Raw genomic sequence first — 16,729 nt, 5'->3', positions numbered from 1 at the left:
TGTCCTAGCAGACACACTTAAGAGTAACTCATGAACCATAAACCGATTCAATTGAAAGACCTAGGTCTTAGCTATCCGCAAAAAATCTGTTTTGAATCCTTTAGTGCCCAAATCCATTTTGGTGATCGCATTGCGCTGATTGGTCGTAATGGCGCGGGTAAGTCTAGCTTATTGAAGATGCTTGCTAGTCTTTATTCAGCATCGACAGGCGATATCAAATTACCACAGGATGTGCGGCTGGGTTACTTACCTCAGGTTATTGAAGAGTTTCCAAACTTAAGTGGTGGTCAACGATTAAACCAAATGCTAACTAAGATCTTGTCTGAAAATCCTAATCTGCTTCTGTTAGACGAACCCACAAATCATCTTGATAACCGCAATCGACGTGCTTTAATGCGTCTACTGAAACACTATCCCGGCACGTTGATTATTGTTTCTCATGATACAGAGTTAATTAATGCTGTTACAGATACGCTCTGGCATATTGAGTTAGGCAAGATTAGGGTATTTAGAGGGGCTTACTCTGATTATCAGCGAATGCTTTTCCAGAAAAAAAACTCGATCGAGCAAGAATTAATCCTGCTCTCTCGGCAAAAGAATGAGGCTCATCTCGCTTTAATGAAAGAACAAGAGCGTAACAAGCGCTCACGTATTCAAGGCGAAAAAAAAATCGCCCAGCGTAAATGGCCAACGGTTCGCTCGCATACAAAATTAGCTAAAGCGATGACGACGAGCGATAAACGTTTAAGTCAGCTTAGTCATAAGAAACAGCAATTGTTGGATGATTTATCCTCTCTTAATCAGTCCGAAGTGCTTAAACCAAAATTTAAAATAAAGGGTTTGGAACATCATAAGCCGCTGATAAGGATTGAAAATGCTTCTATTGCTTATGGGCAGGGGCCGCTGATTCTTGAAGATATTCATTTTAGTCTTGACGCTCAAGAGCGAGTTGCACTAATAGGTGATAATGCTTCGGGTAAGTCCACTTTTGTGAAGGCTCTTTTGAAAGCTATTCAAATCAATAGGACTGGGGATTGGCTTGTTCCCCCTTGCCACAATATAGGGAATCTTGATCAGCATTATCAGCATTTGAATCCTGAAGAAACTGTATTCGATTTGATGATAGCAAAAATGCCTCAGGCAGAAGTTCGGAGGCACTTAAATGATTTTTTATTTCGTAAGAACGAAGAAGTGCACCTCCAAGTTAAACATCTTTCAGGTGGCGAAAAGGCAAGGCTTTCTTTGGCATTGATTGCTGCAAATCCACCTAAATTACTTATTTTAGATGAGGTGACTAACAACGTAGATCTGGAGACTCGGGCTCATATTATTGCGGTATTACGCGAATTCCCTGGCGCTATGCTGGTCATATCACATGACAAAGACTTTTTAGAATCAATTCACATTGAAACTAAGTATCAGATTGATCAAGGAAAGATCCATCGTTTTGATGATGCAAATTTAGAGGTAATTAACGATGAACGCTAATCTTTTTCCTAACCATTTAGGCTCTTTTGTCTGGCATTTTTTAAAACCCTATAGAACCGTAGTTGTGCTATATGTCTTGCTCGCCTTATTGGCCGGATTTTGGGGGCCATTTAATAGCTTATTGATTAAATCCTTTATCAATACTTTGGCAGCAAAGACTAGTATCGACCTGTCTTCTTTATATTGGATAGCTGGTTTATTAGTATTGAACTTTATCCTCTTTGACAATGTAACCTGGAGAACAATTGGATTTTTAAATTATAAATACCAAGCAGCGATCAAAAACCAAATTATTAAGCAAACATTGGAGTATATCCTGGGGGCTAGTACGCAATTTTTTCAGGATAATTTATCGGGGCGTATTTCTGATCAAATTACCACACTGGCCGAGAATATTGAGACGATTTTGCATCGAGTGTCGGTGGATTTTCTTCGCGGTTCTTCATTGCTATTGGTGTCATTTATCACCGCTTTTTATGTCAATATTTTGTTTTTTTATATTTTACTACTCTGGTTCATTGCCTTTGCTTCATTTAGCATTTGGATGTCGCGGCGCTTAGTGCAATTGTCTGATGAGCATGCAAGTTCTGAGTCCCAGCTTTCTGGTCAATTAGTTGATAGTCTTTCCAACCAAGCCAACATCCGCATTTTTTCCCAAAAAGCTTATGAAGTAGAACGGATGAATCGTTTCTTTCAACTGGTGCAGCGAGCTTTTCAGAAGAAAGAGTTTTTTATTGTCTTGTTATGCTGTGTGCAGGGTGGAATGATTGCCGTGTTGATAGGCTTAGCGGCCTTTACTTTAATTTATTTATATGGCAAAGGGCTGGTGAGTATTGGCGACTTTGCTTTGATTCTTGGAATTTCCATGGAGTTGGGCCATATGATGTGGTACACCATGTACCAAGTGGACCAATTTAACCAGGCTCTTGGTAAATGCAAGCAAAGTCTAAAAGCATTAGCGATACCGCATGATATTGAGGATAAAAATAAGGCAATCGAATTGCTAGTCACCCGCGGCCAGATTGAATTTTCCAAGGTTAAATTTCATTATCGCGGTGGTTATTCTCTTTTCCAAAATAAATCAGTGAAGATTGCAGCCGGCCAGAAAGTCGGTTTGGTAGGGTATTCAGGGAGTGGCAAATCAACTTTTGTGAATCTTATTTTAAGACTTTATGATGTAGTAGAAGGTCAGATTCTGATTGATGGTCAGAATTTAGCCGAAGTCACTCAAGAGAGTTTAAGGAAAGCCATTGCCATGATTCCCCAGGATCCAACACTTTTTCACCGTAGTTTGATGGACAATATACGCTACGGTAGCTTAGATGCCAGCGATGAAGCAGTGATTGCAGCTTCGCAAAAAGCACATGCTCATGAATTCATAAGCCTATTGCCAGAAGGCTATGAGGCTTTGGTAGGAGAACGTGGGGTTAAACTTTCAGGAGGCCAGCGCCAGCGAATTGCTATTGCTAGAGCCATCTTAAAAAATGCTCCAATTTTAATGTTGGACGAGGCCACTTCACAGCTTGACTCGGTGACAGAAACAAATATTCAAGACAGTTTATGGGAGTTGATGCAAGGCAAAACCACCTTGGTTATTGCTCACCGATTGTCTACTCTTTTGCATATGGATCGAATTTTAGTATTCGATAAAGGCCATATTGTTGAAGACGGTACTCATGCTGAACTGCTGAATCATGGCGGCTTGTATCAAACGCTCTGGGATGCTCAAGTAGGTGGCTTTTTACCGGATAAAAAGGAAGAGGAACTAGATGAATAAATTGACGAAATTTCCTGATTCAATCATTCAATTAACCCTTAGTCTGGATGAGCATTCACTCGCTTGGGGGCAGGGATAGGGCTTGGCTTCGTCTGTTTAGTCTTGTACCAAGAAAAAGTTAAAAAAGCGCTTGACCCTATTGTTGCTATATACCTTAACTTTGCATTTAAGGAGGGAGCACGATGACTCAATGGTTCGTAAAAGATTTAAGTCAATTAACTGCTGTTTCAGTCCAAACACTGCATCACTATGATCGCATCGGTTTACTTAAACCCTCATTGCGGCAGCTTAATGGTTATCGTGTTTACTCTGAAAGGGATTTATTGAGATTGCAACAAATTATTGCGTTGAAGTTTTTTGGTTTTGAGTTATCACAAATCAAAACTTTTCTCACTGAAGAAAGCTCTGCCTTTGAGCATTTTAACAGCCAAGCCCAGGTGTTAGAACAAAAAGCTGCTGCACTACTTGAGGGAGCCAAAACATTGAGAAGCATTATTAGCTCTGTTGACAATAATCAATCGATTCCTTGGGAAACTATTATTCAACTTATAGAGGTATATAGAATGACAGAACATCTTGAACAGGGTTGGGTGAGAGAAATATTTACCCCCGATGAATTAAAGCAATATGTAGAATTTGAAAACGAAATGAAAGCCAATAAAACCCCTGAACAAAAAGCGCTGTTTGAACAACAATGGCATCAATTATTGGATGAGTTGAAAAGGAACCTCAACCAGGATCCAAACTCTTTTAATAGTATCCAATTAGGAAAAAAATACATGGAATGGGTTAATGGAATCTATGGTAAAAAATATGCCCATCTAAGAACAAAAAAATGGGAAAAAGGATTCGGAGAAGGAAAGGGTCTTGATGAGATTGGTTTAACACCAGAACTCATTGCCTGGTTAGAGAAAGCTTTAGATGCCTACTGGAAGGATAGGCTTTATAGCATTCTTGAACAAGTGGGAAAAAAGCCTGCATCGATTTTACTAACTCTGTGGAATAAAGCCTTAGATGACATGTACGGTGAAGAAACTGTTCGTAAAAAAGCCGTTTATGAATTAATTTTAAAAGACGATAAGGTAAGCCCTGAGGCGAAAGCTTGGGTCAAAACTCTACTAAACTCTTATAGTTGACGAAACTATTCTATTGTCATCCCTGTCTTCGCAAGGATGACAAGCATTGGCTCTACCCCAAAGGTAGGGCATTTTAATCGGATTATAGTAATTCAACGACGTGCTTATGGTTTAGAAATTTTGAAAATTACAGGTTAAGGGTTAAATTTTTGTGTGCTTGATTAGTGCCCCCGGAAATGGGGAAGAGCCATTATTGTAAAACGCTTGAAACTTTGGCGTGAGTCTTTAATAAATTGTAAATTTTGGTGACAGTGACTTACGATCATTTTCTAAAATTCACGTAAGTCCTTGATATATGGCGCGCCCGGAAGGATTCGAACCTCCGACCCCCTGGTTCGTAGCCAGATACTCTATCCAACTGAGCTACGGGCGCGTATTCTTTTTTGTTCTGGCGGAGAGAGAGGGATTCGAACCCTCGATGGGATTTCTCCCATACTCCCTTAGCAGGGGAGCGCCTTCGACCTCTCGGCCATCTCTCCGTGTGATGGAGGCGAAGTATATCAGGTATTTATGCTGCGTCAACTCTATTATTTACATAATTTTTTAATTTCTATTTCTTGTTTTTTAGTCCACAAAAACTCAAGATTTACAATATATTTCGATTCCCTACAGTTTGAAAACTGTAAGCTTTGATTAAGCTAGTATCTAAGTTTACTAAATGATTTTACTTAGATAATTTCCAAAATTCGGGTTTACTGTTATCTTTTAAGAAATGTCAGGTACCAGGAGGTCTAATGAAGCAGAAGTCGAATTTAAGTGGTAGAGAGGTATATGTGGTAGATGGATGTCGAACTCCATTTCTGAAGGCAAAAGGAATTGGCCCTTTCACGGGCTCAGATTTGGCAGTGGCTGCTGGAATGTCATTGTTAAATCGCTTGCCTATTTCTCCTACGGATATTGATGAGGTCATTATCGGTTCGGCTATGCCAGGTCCTGACGAAGCAAATATTGCGCGCGTGATAGCTTTACGTTTAGGCTGTGGTGAGAAGGTGCCGGCTTTCACGGTGATGAGAAACTGTGCTTCAGGGATGCAAGCTCTGGACAACGCAGCTTTGCAAATAGCTAACGGTCGCAGTGAACTCGTATTAGCAGGTGGTACTGATGCCATGAGCCATGCGCCTTTAATGTTTAATGAGAAGATGGCTGCGTGGCTTGCTCGTTGGTTTAATGCAAAAACTGTTGGCCAAAGACTCGGCTTAGTCACTCAATTCAGACCTTCCTATCTTGCCCCTGTTATTGCTTTACTTCGTGGGTTGACTGATCCAATCGTAGGTATGAACATGGGGCAAACGGCTGAAAAAGTTGCCTACCGTTTCAATATTACCCGTGAACAAATGGATGAATTTGCCAGCGAAAGCCATCAACGCTTAGCGCAAGCCTACATTGAAAGAAGAATGGATGAAGTAGTGCCCATTATTGATAACAAAGGCCATGTTTATCCGCAAGACGATGGAATTCGTCCTGATTCTACAGTAGAAAAGTTAGGTAAATTAAAACCTTTTTTTGATAAGAAATACGGTATGGTAACTGCGGGGAATAGTTCGCAGATTACTGATGGCGCTTGCTTGTTGTTATTGGCCAGTGCTGAAGCAGTCAAAAAATATGGGTTACCAGTGATCGGGCGTATTGTGGATTCTCAATGGGCTGCGCTTGATCCAGCACAAATGGGGCTAGGGCCTGTTCATGCAGCCACGCCCATTTTACAACGTCATCATTTAAAACCAACGGATTTAGACTGCTGGGAAATTAATGAAGCCTTTGCTGCTCAGGTGCTTGGTTGTTTAGCTGCCTGGGATGATACAGATTATTGTCGGACGCAATTAGGGTTAAAACAAGCAATGGGTGCTCCATCGTTATCGCAACTTAATAAAGACGGTGGTGCAATTGCCGCAGGCCACCCGATTGGAGCTAGTGGTGCTCGCATTGTGTTGCATGTTTTGCAGTCACTCAAACAACATAATGGAACTCATGGTATGGCTGCCATTTGTATTGGTGGCGGGCAAGGAGGAGCAATGTATCTAGAACGTGTGACAGAGGTGAAAGAACAATGAGCAACTATAAACATTGGGAAATGCAACAGGATGCTGAGCATATCATTTGGTTAGGGCTTAATCGCAATGATGTCTCAGTAAACGTTATTAATGATGAAGTCCTAGATGAATTAAATGGTCTTTTACAAGAAATCGCTCAAATGCCAAATGCAAAAGGGCTAATCATTTATTCAACCAAAGAAAAAGGATTTATTGCAGGTGCTGATGTTCATGTGTTTACTCAATTCAAGAGTTCAGCAGAGGTAGTGGATTTTTTAAGAAAAGGTCAAGCAGTCTTTTCTCGTTTAGAAGCTTTAACTATCCCAACAGTGGCTATGATAAATGGTTTTTGCATGGGCGGCGGTTTAGAGCTTGCTTTGGCCTGTGATTATCGAGTCGCCACGGATGATAAAGACACTCGCTTAGGGTTACCTGAAATTTTGTTGGGTATACATCCGGGTTGGGGGGGGACAGTCCGACTCCCGCGTTTAATCGGTGGATTTGACGCACTTTCTAAAGTTATTTTAACTGGAGCACCTATCTCTTCAAGCAAAGCAAAGCGTTTGGGATTCGTTGATGATGTGGTGCCGCTAAGGCAATTGAAGCGTGCCGCGATTTATTTTATTGAAAATAAACCATCAAAACATAAGCCAAGAATGCTCCAAGCCTTAACTAATTATTCTTGGGTTCGTTCCATTCTGTCGCCCCTGCTTCGCCATCAAGTGGCGAAACGTGTAAGCAAGAAGCATTATCCGGCTCCTTATGCGACTCTTGATTTGTGGGACAAGGAAGGGGGAGTGGGTGAACGTGCTTATTTAAAAGAAGTTGATTCAGTTGAGCAACTAGTGAGTAATGGAGATACTGCCGCGAATTTGATTCGGGTTTTTCTATTACGTGAGCGGCTGAAGAGTTTTGCCAAAGATAGCGATTTTAAAGCCAACCATGTGCATGTTATTGGTGCTGGAGTGATGGGAGGCGATATTGCTGCATGGTGTGCATTACGTGGAATCCATGTCACTTTGCAAGATAAAACCTACGCCCAAATCGCACCTGCAATGGGTCGTGCTCATGCTTTATTTAAAAAGAAACTTCATCAACCACGATTGATACAAGCAGCGATGGATCGTTTAATTCCTGATCCTGAGGGGCATGGTATTGCACGTGCCGATGTAATTATCGAGGCGGTATTTGAAAATCTTGAAGTTAAACAATCAATTATGAAGGAAGTTGAAGCCAAAGCGAAGAAAGATGCAATCATCGCGACGAACACCTCAAGTATTCCTTTAGATGAAATTAGCCAGGTGATGAAAGATCCAACCCGTTTAGTCGGCATACATTTCTTCAACCCTGTCGCTAAGATGGAATTAGTTGAAGTGGTTAACTCTGCAAAAACAGCGAAACCAGTTAGTCAACGTGCTTGTGCATTTGTTAGTCAAATCGCCCGCTTGCCTTTGCCGGTGAAATCAAGTCCAGGATTTTTGATTAATCGCGTATTAATGCCTTATCTCATGGAGTGTGTTCAATTACTTGAAGAAGGTTATAGTGGTGAAGAAATTGATGAAGCAGCAAAATCATTTGGAATGATGATGGGGCCTGTTGAGCTTGCCGATACCGTGGGTATGGATGTTTGTCTAGCTGTTGCGGAAAATTTAACTGCGCATTTTGGTGGTACAGTGCCAGCAAAATTAAGAGAAATGGTTAAAGAAGGCAAACTAGGACGGAAAACAGGGCAGGGATTTTATCGCTATAAAAATGGTAAGCCTATTAAGCGCAATGTGAGAAGTACTAAATCAGGAAAAGATATCACTAATCGCTTGATTTTACGGATGGTCAATGAAGCAGCATCCTGTTTGCGTGAAGGGGTTGTTGCTGATAGTGATTTGTTGGATGGCGGAATGATTTTCGCAACCGGTTTTGCGCCATTCCGTGGGGGGCCAATGAATTATGCTAAGCATTTTGGTCATGATAAACTCAATGAGGTTTTTGGCAAATTAGAAGCCCAATATGGCGAGCGCTTTAAGGCTGATGCGAGTTTGTAATCTATTTACTTCATGCAGCCTCTGCCCATTTTTAAATGGGCAGAGGCTGCTGCAGAAGTGAATACTCAACAAATCCACCTAAAAAAATTAACTAAATAAGGGCTTCCTCGGCAGAGAATAGGTTTTTACAAAAAAATAAATTCCATAGGCTAAAACTAAAGTAATTAAACTACCTATTAAATCAATAAAATAATGCCAGCCCAGTAAAACGCAGGAAGCGATTAAAAGGATATTTAAGGGAAGCAATACAATAAAAAGAATAGGCCAGCAGCGGCTTAAATAAAGGCAAAGGCAAGCCCAGATCGCATGAAAAGACGGCATGGCGATCATCCCGCCATCAATCGTGGATGGAGGGATATGACGATGAATTTCGGCAAACTTAACTCCAGTTGCATACTGCTCGGTAATAAAATAGGGGCTTTGCATGAAGCTTGCCGGACCCATCGTTGGAAAAAAATAATAAAAAGAAAACCCCAGCAGCGCAGTGAGAAGCAGAAGTGAATAATATTCATGGAGATAAGAAAATTTACGCGCAAAAATCATCACAAAGGGTAGATAAGCCATCTGATATGACAAGCTATCGTAACTTAGCTTCAATAGATTGCTTAGCCACGGAATACTAGCTGTCCAAGCCATAATCTGTTCCAAGTGAATAGAAAAAGCATGATCAATCGAAATTAATTGTTCGTCAATTGGATTAAAAGGTGTAAGTTGAATGGCATTAGTAGCGTTGGCGATAACTGAAATGACGAGAAAAAAATAAACCAATTCTCGAACAATTTTAAAGTAGGTACTGTTTGCCTCAAAGAGTAAGTACGTTCCCAGCAAAGCTAAAATTAAAATGATTCCCAGGCTAGGCATTTGATGAGGAAAGTAATTATTACCTGGGAATTGATAGTCATAATAATTAATGACAAATACTACAGTTGACATAAAACTGATAATAACAGCGAGTATTAAATTGAAATATTTTGCCAGGGCTGCCATTATCAAGTTAGTTATTGTGTTTCACTATTTTGCTGTTTTTGCTTAATTGCCTGATAAATTTCTTCACGATGGACTTCAATTGATCTTGGTGCTTTAACACCAAACTTTATATTTCCATGCTCTAAGGTCTTAAAAGCGACTATCTGAACAAGTTCCCCTTTTATACAAACTGTTAATGGAACTTCAAACGGGATGGTCACGATATTCATGTAAAAACCTCTTTTGTTTTTAGTACGTTATATCGTATGGGCTGGGTAAATGCAATGTTTTTGCAAAAGAAGGTTTTAGTAGAGTGATAGGTAAAAATACTTAATTTTCAGCGTAATAATGTTAAAGTTTGCTACCCTAGAGAAAATCAGTTAATATTGTGCGTTTTTTAAACCTTGCCTTACCTTTTTAACGGAGGAAGGCTTATTCCATAAGGAGAAATGATGAGACATTACGAAGTTGTGTTTCTAGTTCACCCTGATCAAAGCGAACAAGTACCAGCAATGGTTGAGCGCTACGAAGGGATTATCAAAAAGCATGAAGGTCTAATCCATCGAAAAGAAGATTGGGGACGTAGACAACTCGCTTATACTATTAAAGAAGTGCATAAAGCACATTATATTTTGATGAATATCGAATGTAACCAAGTTGCGCTTGACGAGTTAAAGAATGCATTCAAATTTAACGATGCAATCTTAAGACATCTAATTATCAATCAAAAACACGCGATTACTGGTCAATCAGTGTTAATGAAAAAAGAAAAAGATGAACGAGCAGCTTAAGGGGAACAAATAATGTCAGGATCATATTTTCGTCGAAAAAAAATGTCACGTTTTAATGCAGATGGTTCGGTTGAAATCGATTATAAAGATATAAATCTGCTTAAAAATTATATTACTGAAACCGGAAAAATAGTACCAAGCCGTATTACAGGTACTCAAACTCGCTTCCAGCGTCAGTTAGCTAAGGCCATCAAGCATGCACGCTTCTTGGGTCTGTTACCTTACTGTGATAGCCATCGTTAATAATGGCTCGCTTAGGCGAATTTTTAGGTAAACAAGGTCGGTTTCTATTAGAAAATGACCAATTTGCTTTATTGTACATAGCAGTCTTAGCTTTAATACCGTTTGCAGCTTGGTTATCAGCAGCAATTATTGCGCTGATAACTTTGCGAAAAGGATGGGGAGAGGGCTTTAAAGGACTTGTGGTTGCTATTATGGCGCTGCTTGTTTTGTCATTAATGTCTAGCTCCTTTTCGGCTGCAGTAATTACTGCTGTTATTAGTTTTTTACCGTGTTATCTGACGGCAGGCGTTTTACATTCAACAACGAGTTGGAAAATAGCCGGATTTTTTATAGTCCTGCAAGCGTTGTTAATTATTGTCTTGGTCCATTGGTTGGTTCCAGAGTTTATCAACAACCAATATCTATATGTCCAAGCAATACTCAAGGAGTTAGAACGCGAAGGCTCAGATACCTCGGTAACAAGTTTATTAAGTAATAACGAGGGAGTAAATAAAGTAGTTATAGCTAACTACTTGGTTGGAGTTCAGGCTGTATCTGTGCTTTTATCAGCATTGGCTTCTCTATTTTTAGCTCGTGCTGTGCAATCTAGGTTGTTTTATCCTAGAGCATTTAAGCAAGAAATGGTGTCATTTCGTGCATATGGTTTGGGTGTGATTTTGTTGATTGCTGCTATAGTTGGTGCACATCAGCACAATCCTTTGGCCATTAGTTGTTTACCGGTACTTGCTATCTATTATGTATTTGCTGGTCTTAGTTTGAGCTTTAACGTTCTCGCTAAAGGCAAAGGAATCGGTACGTTGCTACTGCTGCTGGTTCCATTAATTTTGCTACCATTTGTCATGTTACCTGTATATGTCATTTTTGGTGCTTTAGATAGTTTTTTTAATTTCAGATTACACCTGTCCTCTAATACAGGTGGTAAATAAATTAAGGGGTAATAAGATGGAAGTTATTTTATTAGAAAAAATCAGAAACCTAGGAAATTTAGGGGATAAAGTTGATGTAAAAGCAGGCTATGGCCGTAACTATTTAATCCCACAAAATAAGGCAGTATTTGCTACAGAAGGAAATATTGAGCGCTTCGAACAGCGTCGTGCTGAACTTGAGAAAAAAGCACAGCAAGCTTTAGCAAATGCTGAACAACGGGCTGCTAAGCTAAATGATACAACTATTGTAATCGCTGCAATGGCTAGCGACGAAGGCAAGCTTTATGGATCTATAGGCGCTAATGAAATTAAAGACGCACTAGTTGCTAAATCTATTGAAGTAAGTAAGCGTGAAATCGTTATGCCTGAAGGACCTATTCATTCAGTAGGCGATTTTGCTGTTGAAATTCACGTGCACAGTGATGTAATTGCCAAGTTACAATTACAAATTGTTTCAGCCAAGTAAATATTAATGTAGTTGGGCTTTGGCCCAGCCTTTTAACGCTATACAAAGTGGAGATCTTCGAATGCTTGTGCAATGACAAGTTACGGAGATACTTCACTATACTCTTGCAAATCCACAGTGTTCTCTAGATCAATCTTTCCATTTGATGTTACAGCCAAGGCTAGGTTTTTGTTCAGATTTAATCGGTTGACCAATAAGCAAGCTGTCTAAGGCGTTACGAATAGAACTACCAGTTACCTCAACTTGATTTCCTGGACGGGAATCATCGAGTTGTCCTCGATAAACAAGCGCAAGATTGGCGTTAAAAACAAAGAAGTCAGGTGTACAAGCAGCCTGATAAGCTTTTGCTACTTCTTGGGTTTCGTCGAAAAGATAAGGGAAGGGATAGCCTTCTTCTAAAGCTGTTTTTTTCATGTTTTCAGGGGAATCATCTGGATAGTTTTCAACATCATTAGAGTTTATAGCAATAAAGTTAACACCTTTGGGTAAGTAGTCATTTGCTAACCGAGTAAGCTCTTTACTCACATGTTTAACGTAAGGGCAATGGTTGCAAATAAACATGATTACAGTCGATTTTGCTTCTTTAAAGCTGTTTAATTCTTTTTTCTCGCCGCTGATAACATCAATTAAAGAAAATTGGGGAGCATGAGTGCCAAGTGGCAGCATGTTTGAAGCTGTTTTAGCCATAAAAAACTCCTGTATCTATCTGTAAATTCTATCGATGCTCTAATAGAAAATTAATTTATAAATCGCAATTAATGCAAATAATGTATTAAGAATAGCCCATAGTAAAGTGATTAATTTACCTCGATAGGCACAGTGAAAAGCATAGATGGCAATCGAAAGGCCGCCAAAAAAGAAGATCCACTGATTTACATAGGCAAAACCCACTGAAAGAAAGGCTATACCTGTAATACCTATTAAGAGGAAAAGATTATTCAGTTGTCCGCTTAAAAGATAAAAAACAAGTAATTGTACAGACAGCAGTACAGGTAAGGCGATTTGTAAAGTATTATTAATATGCAGCAGAATCGCTCCGTGACCCGCAATAAGAATCATTTCCAACGCAATAAAATAGAGAAGTCTGAAATGCAGTGAGGTAAACAATAATAAGGTTGAGCCGATAACATAATAAATTTGAGCGGGCATTTGTGTTAGACCATAGAGCAATATGCTGGCACCAATGATCCCGCTCAATATAAATAAACTATCTTGTATTTTAGAAGTTACCAATGTAGGAAGATCCCTTTAGCTGCTGCTTCATTAATAACTTCGGATTGCGCTTTATTAGTCGAAACCCAATAGTTACCCATATTACTTAATGCAAATTTAACTCGAGGATACTGACAAACTTCTAAAACATCCTGGCAGTTCACTTTGACAGTATTATCATTTTCTTTTACAAAGCATTGAAAATGTAAATGTTCGACATCTGAAGCAAATGCTGACCAATTAGTAGGATCAATCTTTGTTGTAAGCGGCGGGCTCATGAAGACTTCATGTGTGTCAAAGCGCTGCATTTCAATCGGGAGATTACCACGATTTTGAATGAGGTAAAAAGTTTGTGCTCCAGTTTCATTAATGACGAGATAATTGTCATTAAAACCAAAGCCAGTCACCTCACAGCCATGTGGAAAAAAATTATTAGCAACGGCCATGCTGCTAAATAAAACAGTCATTACAAATACTGCCATTATCCGTTTACAAAATGACATGTGGGCCCTCTATCAATATTAAAGTGGCGTATTCTAATAATAACTGCGCTAAAAGGGAATAAATTACTTAGGTCGTTTTATATTTAATCTCATTATTTTTAACTTAACTCAAGTTGAGTGTAATCCACTCAACAGCTTGATGAGTTGAGCCTTTAGAAGTCATTCTCTATGAGCAGCGATCCTCGACTTAATCATAGGTGAATAGGTTCTATAAACACTAAGCATTAAATAGACAATGACGTAACCCATCGATAGCGATAACCATAATCCATCAATATTTGGATAACTCCAAAGTATAATTGCTGAGCTAATTCCATAAATGGATGAAAAACTATGCATGATGATTTTTAAAAACTTTGATTCGGTAAGATAATCCAAGCGCGAAGGATAGACATATTTTACTGGAACAAAAATTAAGATGCATAAGATGGTTAGAATCCATGCGTTTGTATTCATCGAAGTATCAAAAATGAACATATAAAATACAGCAATGTTCCAGTAACAAGGAAAGCCTTTAAAAAAATGATCGGCAGTTTTTGCATCTGCTTGGCAAAATTGATAAGAAGAGGTGATAACAATCGCTACAATAATGAATAGCAAATAGCCTTGGGGCAGCATATCGGGCTTTACGAAAAGAAAAAAGCAGGGCGTGATAACATAGTTTAAATAATCAACAATATTATCAAGCAAGGCACCATCAATATTAGGCAAAACTGATTTTACATGTGCTAGTCTTGCAAGCGAGCCATCCACCGCATCGATGAATACTGCAATACCCATGAACCAAAGTGCTTGCACATAATCATGCTGGTAAATTTTAATAAGAGTAAGTATTCCAAAACAAGCAGCACTTGCTGTAAACGCATGTACAGCCCAAGCAACTAGGTATTGAGCAGGGAGGTAGCCTAGTTTTTTCTTCGTCATAGATTTCCTAATGTTATTTAACCCACAAAGGCTTTGCAAAATAGTAACAACAATCAAAACTTCTGTGCAAGAATACAATATACCTACGCGACTTCAAAATGCTATTTTTTAGTTGATTGCTTTTCTGTTCTCGGATGGGTTTCTTTTGTGCATAAAAACAGAAGTAGAACTTGCGTCTTGCTAACGATAAGATAAACTTAAAAAAATACAGACTCGTGGATGGTTAAAATGAATATTGAAACAGTTAATCCCGCTACAGAAGCTGTCTTAAGATCTTACTCAATATTAAAAGAAGAGGAAATCTCTGCTTTGATTGAAGCAGGCCATCTCACTTACTGCGTTTGGAGAAAAACCCCTTTTTCAAAACGCAAGCAACTTATGTTAAAGCTAGCGAGCTTATTAGAAGAAAATAAAAAGGATTTGGCTGTTTTAATGGCCAATGAAATGGGTAAGCCAATTCAATTAGGTGAAGCTGAAATTGAGAAATGTGTTTGGTTGTGCGAACACTACGCTGAAAATGCAGAAAAGTATTTGCAGCCGAGAGTCATTAAAACTGAGATGAAAAAAACGATGGTCTGTTATCAGCCTCTTGGCATTGTATTCGCTATTATGCCCTGGAACTTTCCATTTTGGCAGGTATTTCGCTTCGCTGTTCCCACTGTCATGGCCGGAAATGCCGCAATACTAAAACATGCAGAAATTTCTACCGGTACAGGTAATGCCATTGCCGATTTATTTCACCAGGCTGGATTCCCTGAACATTTATTCCAACATTTCGTTTTAAGCAACGAATTGGCTGCAAAAGTGATTGAAAATGATAAAGTCATCGCTGTGACCTTAACCGGCAGTGAACGGGCGGGTTCTATCGTGGCTTCTAATGCGGCCAGTCATTTGAAAAAGGCAGTATTAGAATTAGGTGGAAATGATCCCTATCTCATCCTGGCAGATGCCGATTTAGATCTTGCGGCAAACTGTATTGTTAAATCGCGTCTTAGTAATTGTGGCCAGGTCTGCATTGCGGCAAAACGCATCATCGTGATGGATTCCGTTCGTGATGAATTGGTTAAAAAAATTAAATCCCTAATGTCTACTTATAAAATGGGCAATCCTCTCGATTCAAAAACCAACTTAGGACCGATGGCTAGCAAGCGATTGCGAAAAGCCTTACATGAACAGGTACAAGAAAGTATAAAGCTTGGAGCTAAATTAGTTGTTGGTGGAGAAATACCTGAGCACAAAGGCTTTTATTATCCTCCTACTTTATTGCTTGATGTGCACAAAGGGATGCCGGCCTTTGATGATGAACTATTCGGACCAGTCATAGCAATAATCTCAGTCTCTGATGAAGCTGAGGCAATTCGTTTAGCCAATCAAAGCCGTTATGGTCTAGGTGCTGCAGTGTTTACTCGAGATGAGAAACGAGGTGAGCAGATTGCTGAACATGAAATTGAGGCAGGTGCTTGCTTTGTAAATGCACTAGTTGCTTCGGATCCAAGAGTTCCTTTTGGCGGAATAAAACGCTCTGGATTTGGCAGAGAATTATCAAAAGAGGGTATTTTGGAATTTGTAAACACAAAAACTGTTGCAATACAATAAATGATAATGCAGACTCCAAATGTTCAATTTATTTTCATTTCTGCCAGCCAGCAAATGATGCATTGCTTTGAAAATGATAAGCCTCACAAGTCCTATGTCATCTCAACGGGGAAAAATGGTCTTGGTGAGAAAACTGGCAGCGAATGTACCCCGCGTGGTTGGCATCGAATCCACTCAAAGATAGGGTTAGATGCTGCAGTAAACAGCGTGTTTGTCTCACGTGAATGGACGGGTGAAATTTATACACCGGAATTAGCAGCTCAATTCCCTGGTCGTGATTGGATTTTAACACGCATTATGCAACTGGATGGTTTAGAGGAAGGACGTAATAGAGGGGGGGACGTCGATAGTTTGCGACGTTATATTTATATTCATGGAACTCCTGATACAACTGAGTTAGGTAAACCGGGATCGCGTGGCTGTATCCGCATGCGTAATGCGGACTTAATTGAATTAGTCGACTGGGTTGCGCTAGATACTAAAGTTTGTATCGAATAAAAAGCATGAAGCGCTCAAGAACCTCCTATTGAAGCTGTTCTGGAAGCAGTAGTTTTGTTTAATTTAAAGGATATTTGATTATAAATAATTAAAAATGGCGGTGTAAGTTGTGCCATACAAGTATATAATGCGCC

Annotated in this window: 17 protein-coding genes and 2 tRNA genes; 11 read left to right on the top strand and 8 right to left on the bottom strand. The window is 39.4% G+C overall.

Features of this window, described 5'->3' with window-relative positions:
• Nucleotides 1-30: 30 nt before the first annotated feature.
• The 3 genes from Lnau_RS08515 (at nucleotide 31) to Lnau_RS08505 (ending at nucleotide 4,401) form a co-directional block, all read left to right on the top strand.
• The gene (locus Lnau_RS08515) at nucleotides 31-1,488 is read left to right on the top strand and encodes an ABC-F family ATP-binding cassette domain-containing protein (RefSeq protein ID WP_058504685.1); all 1,458 of its coding nucleotides are present in this window, start codon (nucleotides 31-33) and stop codon (nucleotides 1,486-1,488) included.
• The gene (locus Lnau_RS08510) at nucleotides 1,478-3,265 is read left to right on the top strand and encodes an ABC transporter ATP-binding protein (RefSeq protein WP_058504684.1); all 1,788 of its coding nucleotides are present in this window, start codon (nucleotides 1,478-1,480) and stop codon (nucleotides 3,263-3,265) included. The genes Lnau_RS08515 and Lnau_RS08510 overlap by 11 nt, the downstream gene beginning before the upstream one ends.
• A 182-nt stretch (nucleotides 3,266-3,447) precedes the next feature.
• The gene (locus Lnau_RS08505; protein ID WP_058504683.1) at nucleotides 3,448-4,401 is read left to right on the top strand and encodes a MerR family transcriptional regulator; all 954 of its coding nucleotides are present in this window, start codon (nucleotides 3,448-3,450) and stop codon (nucleotides 4,399-4,401) included.
• A 296-nt stretch (nucleotides 4,402-4,697) separates the two neighbouring features.
• Here Lnau_RS08505 and Lnau_RS08500 read toward each other — a convergent pair.
• Both Lnau_RS08500 and Lnau_RS08495 read right to left on the bottom strand, forming a co-directional pair.
• A tRNA-Arg gene (locus Lnau_RS08500) sits at nucleotides 4,698-4,774 on the bottom strand.
• A 16-nt stretch (nucleotides 4,775-4,790) separates the two neighbouring features.
• A tRNA-Ser gene (locus Lnau_RS08495) sits at nucleotides 4,791-4,880 on the bottom strand.
• A 255-nt stretch (nucleotides 4,881-5,135) separates the two neighbouring features.
• On the opposite strand from Lnau_RS08495, the gene Lnau_RS08490 reads away from it, so the two are divergent.
• Nucleotides 5,136-6,452: an acetyl-CoA C-acetyltransferase gene (locus tag Lnau_RS08490; protein WP_058504682.1), complete on the top strand. Its 1,317-nt coding sequence runs from the start codon at nucleotides 5,136-5,138 to the stop codon at nucleotides 6,450-6,452.
• Nucleotides 6,449-8,470, top strand: a complete 2,022-nt coding sequence (locus Lnau_RS08485; protein ID WP_058504681.1) for a 3-hydroxyacyl-CoA dehydrogenase NAD-binding domain-containing protein — start codon at nucleotides 6,449-6,451, stop codon at nucleotides 8,468-8,470. The genes Lnau_RS08490 and Lnau_RS08485 overlap by 4 nt, the downstream gene beginning before the upstream one ends.
• An 87-nt stretch (nucleotides 8,471-8,557) precedes the next feature.
• Here the strand turns inward: Lnau_RS08485 and Lnau_RS08480 are convergent, their stop codons facing one another.
• Both Lnau_RS08480 and Lnau_RS08475 read right to left on the bottom strand, forming a co-directional pair.
• The gene (locus Lnau_RS08480) at nucleotides 8,558-9,403 is read right to left on the bottom strand and encodes a phosphatase PAP2 family protein (protein ID WP_238585939.1); all 846 of its coding nucleotides are present in this window, start codon (nucleotides 9,401-9,403) and stop codon (nucleotides 8,558-8,560) included.
• Between the two features lie 65 nt (nucleotides 9,404-9,468).
• A complete protein-coding gene (locus Lnau_RS08475) occupies nucleotides 9,469-9,666 on the bottom strand; it encodes a carbon storage regulator (RefSeq protein WP_058504680.1) in 198 nt (65 codons plus the stop codon).
• A 222-nt stretch (nucleotides 9,667-9,888) separates the two neighbouring features.
• Between Lnau_RS08475 and rpsF the strand changes: the two genes are divergently transcribed.
• From rpsF to rplI, 4 genes are read left to right on the top strand one after another with little or no spacing between them, the layout of a single operon-like run.
• A complete protein-coding gene (rpsF, locus tag Lnau_RS08470; RefSeq protein ID WP_058504679.1) occupies nucleotides 9,889-10,227 on the top strand; it encodes a 30S ribosomal protein S6 in 339 nt (112 codons plus the stop codon).
• Nucleotides 10,228-10,239: 12 nt separating this feature from the next.
• Nucleotides 10,240-10,470 carry a 30S ribosomal protein S18 gene (gene rpsR / locus Lnau_RS08465; protein ID WP_058504678.1) on the top strand — a complete coding sequence of 77 codons (231 nt, stop codon included), beginning with the start codon at nucleotides 10,240-10,242 and terminating at the stop codon, nucleotides 10,468-10,470.
• Between the two features lie 2 nt (nucleotides 10,471-10,472).
• Nucleotides 10,473-11,396 carry a hypothetical protein gene (locus Lnau_RS08460; protein WP_058504677.1) on the top strand — a complete coding sequence of 308 codons (924 nt, stop codon included), beginning with the start codon at nucleotides 10,473-10,475 and terminating at the stop codon, nucleotides 11,394-11,396.
• Between the two features lie 16 nt (nucleotides 11,397-11,412).
• Nucleotides 11,413-11,862: a 50S ribosomal protein L9 gene (gene rplI / locus Lnau_RS08455; protein WP_058504676.1), complete on the top strand. Its 450-nt coding sequence runs from the start codon at nucleotides 11,413-11,415 to the stop codon at nucleotides 11,860-11,862.
• Nucleotides 11,863-11,991: 129 nt separating this feature from the next.
• On the opposite strand, the gene Lnau_RS08450 is transcribed toward rplI, so the two are convergent.
• From Lnau_RS08450 to pcsA, 4 genes are all read right to left on the bottom strand, one after another.
• A complete protein-coding gene (locus tag Lnau_RS08450) occupies nucleotides 11,992-12,549 on the bottom strand; it encodes a thioredoxin family protein (RefSeq protein WP_058504675.1) in 558 nt (185 codons plus the stop codon).
• 39 nt (nucleotides 12,550-12,588) lie between these two features.
• Nucleotides 12,589-13,095, bottom strand: coding sequence for a hypothetical protein (locus Lnau_RS08445; RefSeq protein ID WP_238585938.1), 507 nt, complete (start codon nucleotides 13,093-13,095; stop codon nucleotides 12,589-12,591).
• Nucleotides 13,089-13,577, bottom strand: a complete 489-nt coding sequence (locus tag Lnau_RS08440) for a hypothetical protein (RefSeq protein ID WP_058504674.1) — start codon at nucleotides 13,575-13,577, stop codon at nucleotides 13,089-13,091. The genes Lnau_RS08445 and Lnau_RS08440 overlap by 7 nt, the downstream gene beginning before the upstream one ends.
• Before the next feature lie 159 nt (nucleotides 13,578-13,736).
• Nucleotides 13,737-14,501 (bottom strand): phosphatidylcholine synthase, encoded by a 765-nt coding sequence (gene pcsA / locus Lnau_RS08435; RefSeq protein WP_058504673.1) that lies wholly within the window; start codon nucleotides 14,499-14,501, stop codon nucleotides 13,737-13,739.
• Nucleotides 14,502-14,729: 228 nt separating this feature from the next.
• Here pcsA and Lnau_RS08430 point away from each other — a divergent pair, with 228 nt between their 5' ends.
• Complete coding sequence (locus Lnau_RS08430; protein ID WP_058504672.1) at nucleotides 14,730-16,097, top strand: NAD-dependent succinate-semialdehyde dehydrogenase; 1,368 nt, start codon at nucleotides 14,730-14,732, stop codon at nucleotides 16,095-16,097.
• Nucleotides 16,098-16,595, top strand: coding sequence for a L,D-transpeptidase family protein (locus Lnau_RS08425; RefSeq protein WP_420795476.1), 498 nt, complete (start codon nucleotides 16,098-16,100; stop codon nucleotides 16,593-16,595).
• The last annotated feature ends 134 nt before the right edge of the window (nucleotides 16,596-16,729 follow it).

Source organism: Legionella nautarum (assembly GCF_001467895.1).
Classification (GTDB): domain Bacteria; phylum Pseudomonadota; class Gammaproteobacteria; order Legionellales; family Legionellaceae; genus Tatlockia; species Tatlockia nautarum.
Note: the sequence above shows the minus strand (reverse complement) of the source record. Positions and strands in the feature narration are given on the sequence as shown.

Coding starts and splice junctions, on each gene's coding strand:
- Lnau_RS08515 (WP_058504685.1), top strand. CDS start 31: ATGAACCATAAACCGATTCAATTGAAAGACCTAGGTCTTAGCTATCCG.
- Lnau_RS08510 (WP_058504684.1), top strand. CDS start 1,478: ATGAACGCTAATCTTTTTCCTAACCATTTAGGCTCTTTTGTCTGGCAT.
- Lnau_RS08505 (WP_058504683.1), top strand. CDS start 3,448: ATGACTCAATGGTTCGTAAAAGATTTAAGTCAATTAACTGCTGTTTCA.
- Lnau_RS08490 (WP_058504682.1), top strand. CDS start 5,136: ATGAAGCAGAAGTCGAATTTAAGTGGTAGAGAGGTATATGTGGTAGAT.
- Lnau_RS08485 (WP_058504681.1), top strand. CDS start 6,449: ATGAGCAACTATAAACATTGGGAAATGCAACAGGATGCTGAGCATATC.
- Lnau_RS08480 (WP_238585939.1), bottom strand. CDS start 9,403: ATGTCAACTGTAGTATTTGTCATTAATTATTATGACTATCAATTCCCA.
- Lnau_RS08475 (WP_058504680.1), bottom strand. CDS start 9,666: ATGAATATCGTGACCATCCCGTTTGAAGTTCCATTAACAGTTTGTATA.
- rpsF (WP_058504679.1), top strand. CDS start 9,889: ATGAGACATTACGAAGTTGTGTTTCTAGTTCACCCTGATCAAAGCGAA.
- rpsR (WP_058504678.1), top strand. CDS start 10,240: ATGTCAGGATCATATTTTCGTCGAAAAAAAATGTCACGTTTTAATGCA.
- Lnau_RS08460 (WP_058504677.1), top strand. CDS start 10,473: ATGGCTCGCTTAGGCGAATTTTTAGGTAAACAAGGTCGGTTTCTATTA.
- rplI (WP_058504676.1), top strand. CDS start 11,413: ATGGAAGTTATTTTATTAGAAAAAATCAGAAACCTAGGAAATTTAGGG.
- Lnau_RS08450 (WP_058504675.1), bottom strand. CDS start 12,549: ATGGCTAAAACAGCTTCAAACATGCTGCCACTTGGCACTCATGCTCCC.
- Lnau_RS08440 (WP_058504674.1), bottom strand. CDS start 13,577: ATGTCATTTTGTAAACGGATAATGGCAGTATTTGTAATGACTGTTTTA.
- pcsA (WP_058504673.1), bottom strand. CDS start 14,501: ATGACGAAGAAAAAACTAGGCTACCTCCCTGCTCAATACCTAGTTGCT.
- Lnau_RS08430 (WP_058504672.1), top strand. CDS start 14,730: ATGAATATTGAAACAGTTAATCCCGCTACAGAAGCTGTCTTAAGATCT.
- Lnau_RS08425 (WP_420795476.1), top strand. CDS start 16,098: ATGATAATGCAGACTCCAAATGTTCAATTTATTTTCATTTCTGCCAGC.